The following is a 6544-nucleotide window of genomic DNA, read 5'->3' as shown; positions in this document are numbered from 1 at the left end:
GCCCTCGGGACGTGCGCCCTCGGGACGTGCGCCCTCGGGACGTGCGCCCTCGGGACGTGCGCCCTCGGGACGTGCGCCCTCGGGACGTGCGCCCCGGCGGGCCCTCAGGAGCGGGCGCGGCGTCCCCGGGATCGGCGGACCAGGGCGGCGGCGATCGCCGCGACGCCGGCCGCCGAGAGCCCCACGACCCACCCGGTGGCGGCGGAGCCCGCGGACGCGTCCTGGGCGGGGACCCGGGTCACGGTCCCCAGCGAGATGCGCGTGAGCGTCCCGGGGCTCACCTGCTGCTGTCCGGGCAGCAGCTGCCCTCGGGCTCCGGGGGCGTGCTGGAGCAGGGCTCCGGAGCCGGGACGGTGGACCGCGGCGGCACCGGGTCCGACGAGGGAGGCCTGCTCCATGGCGGGGGGCTCCGCCGCGTGCGCGCTCCGGTCCGCCGGGGTCCCGGCGCCCGCCTCCGCCGGGACCTCCTCGGCGCCGAGCTCCCCGGTGCGGTCCTGGCCGGCCGGACCCTTCCCGGCGCGGTCCGCGCCGTCCTCCGGAGGCTCGGACCCCTCGGTGCCGGGGGAGGGGCGGTCGTCCGCCGGTGTGCCGCCGGCGTCGGGCGCCGCAGTGCCCTCGGGTGCGGAGGCGGGGGGCTCGGCCGGGCCGGGGTCCGGCAGGGGGTCGGCCGCGCCGGCCGGTCCCCCGTCCGGCGCAGGCTCGGGCAGGGGCTCCTCGGCGGGGGAGCCGGCGGCCGGCGGAGGAGGCTGCGGGGTCTCGGCGGCGTGGGCCGCCCCCGGTGCGGGGGCGAGGATCAGGAGGGCGGCCAGCGCCAGGGGGCGAAGGGTCATGGGGGTCTCTCCGGGGGGTGACGACGGATCAGGACCACATCGTAACGTTGCGTCGCTCCACCACCCGCGTTCGCTAATGCAATATCCTGCTGATGTGACGGAACGGGCTGTTCCGCCGCACCCGCAGCTGCCCCCCGGCTGCTCTCCCCCGTCCTCTATCCCCCCAAGAGGTCCTCCTTGAAGCTGCCTTCGTTCCCCATGCCCTCGACCGCCCTGCCCGCCGCTCTCCTGGCCGGCGCGATGCTCGCCGGCACGATGGTCGGGGCGACCGCCCCGGCCCACGCCTCGACGACCAACACGGTCCACACCGCCGCCGGCGTCTCCTCGCAGTACCACCTCTACGACGCCGGCGTCGACCGGTCCGAGGCCGTCGGCGTGGTCTTCTACTTCGACGGCGACGGGCAGTACTACGCCCAGCGCCCCACCGCCTCGATGCTCAGGACCATGGCCGCCCGGGCCGCTGCCAAGAACATGATCCTCGTGGTGCCGGTCGCCCCCGCCAACCGGTCCTGGACCTCGAACAGCGAGGCGGTCGGTGACTGGTTCCGCGCCCTGGCGGCCAGGGTCGTCTCCGAGCAGCGTGTCGACACGACCCGCATCCACCTGGCCGGGTACTCCGGCGGCGCGGAGTTCATCTCCACCGAGGTGCTCTCCGACCGCGCCGGCTGGATCCGGGGCGGCGGGTCGACGCTGATCGGCGGCGGCGGCGTCTACAACGGCCGGCTCGAGAGCACCCCCGACGCCGCGCTCCGGGCCACGGACCCGACCTGGTACGTCGGCTCCCTCGACAGCTACGGCGCCACCCAGCCGTCCAACTGGTCCGCGCTGGACGCGGCCGGCAAGGGTGCGGCCGCCTACCGGAACGCCGGCTTCGCGAAGGCCGACCGCGTGGTGATGGCCGGGCTGCACCACACCAACTACGACCTGGCCGACCTGGTCGGTGACGACGTCGACCGTCTCTACGCCGGCACCGGCGCGGCCCCGGCGCCCGGGACCGTCTCGCCCACCGGCAACGACGTCGTCAACGGCTACCAGCTCACCGGCGCGATCGGGCGCACGTGGGCGGCGCTGGGCGGCACCGCGTGGGCCACGCCGGTCAGCGCGGAGTACGCCTCCGGGCACGGCTCCGTCTACCAGCGCTTCGCGGGTGCCGACGGCCGGGACAAGGCCCTCTACTGGTCCAAGGCCACCGGGACCCGGATGGTCGACTACGGCGGGTCGATCGGCCGGAAGTTCGCGGCCGACGGCTACGCGGGCAGCTACGGTCCGCCGCGGACCAACGAGAAGCGGACCGCCGACGGCGGTGCCTACCAGGTCTTCGACGCGTCCGGGAAGCGGACCAAGATCATGTGGTCCTCGCGCACCGGCTCGAACGCGATCAAGGAGTACGGGGCCATCGGGCGGAAGTGGGCGGCCCTGGGCCACGAGCGGGGCCTGGGCTACCCGACCACCGACGAGTTCAGCACCTCGAGCGGCATGGCCCAGAACTACACCGGCGGCCGGATCGAGTGGAACGCCACCACCCGGGCCGTCACCGTGACCCGGAGCTGACGCCGGAGCCGGCCCCCGGGGGCGCCGGCGGTCCCTGCGGACCCCTCGCCGGAACCGGCAGCGCCCCCGGCGGCCCGTGCGCCGCCGGGGGCGAGGGTGCACTGGCCACCGGCAGCGCGCCGGGCAGTGGCTCCCCGTGCGCCGCGGGGCCCGCCCCTAGGATGAACGCATGATCTTCAAGTCCGTGGGCGACTCGCGTCCGTACCCGGACCACGGTCTGGTCACGCCGACGGACTGGTCCGGCGTCCCGCCGCGCCGGGTCCGCCTGGACCAGCTGATCACCACGAAGACCACCCTCGACCTGGCCAGCCTGCTGGACGCGGACTCCACGTTCTACGGCGACCTCTTCCCGCACGTGGTGCGGTGGGACGGCCACCTCTACCTGGAGGACGGGCTGCACCGGGCGCTGCGCACCGCGCTGCACCACCGCACGGTGATGCACGCGCGCGTGCTGGAGCTCGGCCCCGCACCGGGTGCGCGTGCGGAGCGGGGCGCGGTCAGGACGCGGCGCTGAGCGGAGGCCGTTCGGGGGCGAGCGGCACGGGGTGGCCCTCGGCGTCGAACTGCGCCCCCAGGCCCTGCTGGATGAAGCGGACGGTGGAGCGGATGTGCTGCTCCCGCGCCGCGCGGTCCTGGTCGGAGTTCTGCCCGCGGTCCGCCGCGGCGGTCAGAGAGCCGTGGACCAGGGCGGCGAGCTCCGAGATGTCGCCCTGCGGCAGGTAGGACTGGCCGATCGCGTCCCGCAGGATCGCGGCGAGCAGGCCCTGCAGCTCGCCCACGTGCTCGCCCAGCTTCTGGTAGTCCTCCGGGGAGAGGACGGTGCGCATGGTGGGACCCGGGGGCAGGTGGCGCCTCGTGAGGTCCTCGATCTGGGCACGGATGTAGACGGCGAGCCGGTCGACCGGGTTGGCGACGCCCTCGAGGTCGCGGCGCAGATCGGTCATGAACCGCTCGGTCTCGTCCAGGGCGTAGGCCACGAGCAGCTCGCCCATGTCCGCGAAGTAGTTGTAGACCGCGGTGCGGCCCACGCCGGCGTTCTTGGCCACGTGCGTCATGGTCAGTCCGGTGAGGCCCTGCTGGTAGAGCAGCTGGCCGAAGGAGTCGAGGATCGCTCGTTTGGTGTTCTCCCGCTGCGCGGCATTGGTGGCCGCAGAAATACGAGGCATGATGACACCTTATCTGTGCGTGTCACCAAATTATGCACACTGTGCTGAGCGTTGGTGACGGTATGTCTGACTATGACACCACCGTTTCCGGGAATTCGGCTCCTCCGCGCAGAAGATCTGGGGAAACGTCCAGGAAACCCTCAGCAGGACTGTGCTCCACGGCCTCGCGGGCCGGACGCCCGCCGGACCGGCCGGCGGGCGTCCGGGCCCTCACCCGCTCACCGCTCGGCGGCCGAGCCGCCCTGCCAGAGGGAGTCGAACGGGGCGCGCGAGCTGAGCCGGCGCCGGATGCCCGCGGAGACGAAGGCCTTCGCGGCGCGGGCCGCGTCGAGGGGCTCGGCCCCCTTCGCCAGCTCCGCGGCGACCGCGGCCGCGAGCGTGCAGCCCGCCCCGGCCACGGGGACCTCGCCGACCTTGGGCTCCGAGAGCACCTCGAGGGTGGTCCCGTCGTAGAAGACGTCGACGGCGTCGGGGCCGGCGAGTCGGACCCCGCCCTTGGCGAGGACCACGGCACCGGACGTCTCGTGGATCCGCCGCGCGGCCTCCACGAGGTGCTCGACGGTGCTGATCTCGTCCATGCCGGACAGGGAGAGGGACTCGAAGTGGTTCGGGGTCACGAACGTGGCCAGCGGCAGGACCTTCGCCTTCAGCGCCTCGTCCGTGTCCAGGGCCGCGCCCGGCTCCTGGCCCTTGCAGATGAGCACCGGGTCGAGGACCAGGTGCCGCGGCGCCAGTGCGGTGAGGACCTCGGCCGTGGTGGCGATGGTCTCGGGGCTGCCCAGCATGCCGATCTTGACGGCGTCGAGCTCGTGGGCGGCCGTGATCGCCTCGAGCTGCTCGCGCAGCACGTCCTGCGGCACGGGGAACAGGCGGTGCCCCCAGTCCTCGGCCGGGTCGAAGGAGACGATGCAGGTGAGGGCGAGGGAGCCGAAGACCCCGAGCTCCTGGAAGGTCTTGAGGTCGGCCTGGGCGCCGGCGCCACCGGTGGCCTCGGAGCCGGCGATCGTCAGGGCCACGGGCGGCTGGGCGGCGCGGTCCGCGGCGGCGGGCGTGGGAACGGTGCTGGTGTCGGTCATGGGAGCCATTGTGCGCCCCCGTCCGGGGCCGGGGCCAACCGCCGGGGCTAGACTGTCGGACGGTCTCCGGCCGGTCCGCGGGTCCCCGCCCGGGGCCCGCGGCGGCGGGGAAGGGGCTCCCGGGTGGCAGGCGGGGCCCCGCGTCCGTCCAGCACACCGCACAGATCGAACCACGGCGTCCGCCCGCGCGGGCCGGCGCCGCGTCAATACAGATTGGTGACCGACCGTGTCCTCCTCCTCCGGCCCGGCCCCCGCCGGGTTCGCCCGCCGCCCCCGCACGCACTTCGACCTCGTCGTGGCGGCGTACTGCGTGGTCCTGGTGCTCTCCAACGTCGCCGCGACCAAGGGGGTCGCCTTCGGCCCCGTCATCACCGACGGGGGGTTCTTCCTCTTCCCCCTCGCCTACGTCCTCGGCGACGTCGTGGCGGAGGTCTACGGCTTCCGCTCCGCCCGCCGGGCCATCGTCACCTCGTTCGCCGCGGGGCTGTTCTCCTCGGTCGTGTTCTGGCTCGTCATCGCCCTGCCGCCGGCGGAGTTCTACGACGGCCAGGCCGCCTTCGAGGCCGTCCTCGGCCCGGTCCCGCTCATCGTGGCGGGATCCCTGCTGGGCTACCTCGCGGGGCAGCTGCTCAACGCCTTCGTGATGGTCCGGATCAAGGCCCGCACCCGGGAGAAGCACCTGTGGGCGCGGCTCATCGGCTCGACCCTGGTGGGCGAGCTCGTGGACACCGTGGTCTTCTGCACCGTGGCGGCCCCGGTCATCGGCATCACCACGGCGGGGGACTTCCTCAACTACGTGGTGGTGGGCTACGTGTACAAGGTCCTGGTCGAGGTGCTCGTCATGCCGGTGACCTACGCCGTGATCGGCTGGCTCAAGCGCCGGGAGCCGACCTACGGCGAGGCCGGCGTCGCGGGGGAGGCCCTCGCGCCCCTGCGCTGACGAGCCGGGCCGGGTCCGGCGCCGGGGAGGCGGCCCCGGCCCGGGTGCCGAGGGGCTACAGCCTCGCCTGGGCGCCGAGGGGCTGCGGCCCCGCCCGGGCACCGAAAGGCTTCGGCCCCTCCCGGCCGCCGAAGGGGCTGCGAGCCCGCCCGGGTCCGCGGACAGGGCTCAGAAGCCGAGGTAGGCCAGCTGCGCGCCCACCGAGCTGCGGGCGGCGGGCAGCACGTGCGCCGGGACGTCGGCGTAGATCCGGGCCGTGATGGCCTCGAGGGTCGCCGCGCGGCCCAGGCTCCGCAGGGCTTCCCGGACTTCGGCGAGACGCTCCATGCGGTGCTCGAGGAGCTCCTCGCACACCGACTCGACGTCCTCCCGCACGTCCGCGTGCGCCGGCAGCACCAGGGCGTCGCCCAGCACCGCCAGGCGCTGCAGCGAGCGCAGGTAGTCGCCCAGGCTCCCGTCCGGGTGGTCGAGCATCGTGGTCCCCCGGCCCAGGACCGTGTCTCCGGTGAGCACCGAGCCCGTGGCGCGCGCCGCGGCCACGGCGTCCCCGCCCGGGGCCGGCGTGTCGTCGGGCAGGTGGAAGCTCACGGAGTCGGAGGTGTGCCCGGGGGTGTGCAGCACCCGGATCCGGCACCCGGCGGCCTCGATCGTCTCGCGGTCCGCCAGCGGGGCGGCGTCGCGGCAGAACTCCGGCAGGAAGGCGCGCACGGGCGCGCCGGTGAGCGCGTGGAAGTCGTCGACGGCCTCGGTGTGGTCGGCGTGGCGGTGCGTGACCAGCGTCAGCACGGTCCGCCCCGCCGCGGCCAGGGCGGCGAGGTGGCCGCGGTCGGCCGGACCCGGGTCCACGACGACGACGTCCTGCTGCCCCGGCGCCCCGATCAGCCACGAGTTGGTGCCGTCCAGGGTCATGGGCCCCGGGTTGGGCGCGGTCAGCCGCCGGGTCAGTGCAGTGGTGCGGGTCGCGGCGTCCTGGGTCATGCG

General features: G+C 74.7%; 7 protein-coding genes. 3 read left to right on the top strand and 4 right to left on the bottom strand.

The window, feature by feature from the left end:
- Window positions 1–104 precede the first annotated feature (104 nt).
- On the bottom strand, window positions 105–830 hold the full coding sequence (locus ACPYN7_RS03405) for a hypothetical protein (protein ID WP_424346692.1): 726 nt from the start codon (window positions 828–830) through the stop codon (window positions 105–107).
- Between the two features lie 177 nt (window positions 831–1007).
- Between ACPYN7_RS03405 and ACPYN7_RS03400 the strand changes: the two genes are divergently transcribed.
- Together ACPYN7_RS03400 and ACPYN7_RS03395 are read left to right on the top strand one after the other, a co-directional pair.
- Window positions 1008–2381: a hypothetical protein gene (locus tag ACPYN7_RS03400; RefSeq protein WP_424346691.1), complete on the top strand. Its 1374-nt coding sequence runs from the start codon at window positions 1008–1010 to the stop codon at window positions 2379–2381.
- A 169-nt stretch (window positions 2382–2550) separates the two neighbouring features.
- The gene (locus ACPYN7_RS03395) at window positions 2551–2895 is read left to right on the top strand and encodes a type II toxin-antitoxin system VapB family antitoxin (protein WP_058873878.1); all 345 of its coding nucleotides are present in this window, start codon (window positions 2551–2553) and stop codon (window positions 2893–2895) included.
- On the opposite strand, the gene ACPYN7_RS03390 is transcribed toward ACPYN7_RS03395, so the two are convergent.
- Both ACPYN7_RS03390 and ACPYN7_RS03385 read right to left on the bottom strand, forming a co-directional pair.
- Window positions 2879–3547: a TetR/AcrR family transcriptional regulator gene (locus ACPYN7_RS03390; protein ID WP_058873879.1), complete on the bottom strand. Its 669-nt coding sequence runs from the start codon at window positions 3545–3547 to the stop codon at window positions 2879–2881. The two genes, ACPYN7_RS03395 and ACPYN7_RS03390, sit on opposite strands and share 17 nt — an antisense overlap.
- Before the next feature lie 218 nt (window positions 3548–3765).
- Complete coding sequence (locus tag ACPYN7_RS03385) at window positions 3766–4623, bottom strand: hydroxymethylpyrimidine/phosphomethylpyrimidine kinase (protein WP_058873880.1); 858 nt, start codon at window positions 4621–4623, stop codon at window positions 3766–3768.
- Window positions 4624–4849: 226 nt separating this feature from the next.
- On the opposite strand from ACPYN7_RS03385, the gene ACPYN7_RS03380 reads away from it, so the two are divergent.
- Window positions 4850–5563, top strand: a complete 714-nt coding sequence (locus ACPYN7_RS03380) for a queuosine precursor transporter (RefSeq protein ID WP_424346690.1) — start codon at window positions 4850–4852, stop codon at window positions 5561–5563.
- A 168-nt stretch (window positions 5564–5731) separates the two neighbouring features.
- Here ACPYN7_RS03380 and ACPYN7_RS03375 read toward each other — a convergent pair whose 3' ends face one another.
- Window positions 5732–6541, bottom strand: a complete 810-nt coding sequence (locus ACPYN7_RS03375; RefSeq protein WP_058873882.1) for an MBL fold metallo-hydrolase — start codon at window positions 6539–6541, stop codon at window positions 5732–5734.
- Window positions 6542–6544: the final 3 nt, after the last annotated feature.

Source organism: Kocuria sp. CH-021 (assembly GCF_049716185.1).
Taxonomy (GTDB): domain Bacteria; phylum Actinomycetota; class Actinomycetes; order Actinomycetales; family Micrococcaceae; genus Kocuria; species Kocuria cellulosilytica.
The sequence above is the reverse complement of the archived record's forward strand: the minus strand, read 5'-3'. Positions and strand labels throughout refer to the sequence as shown.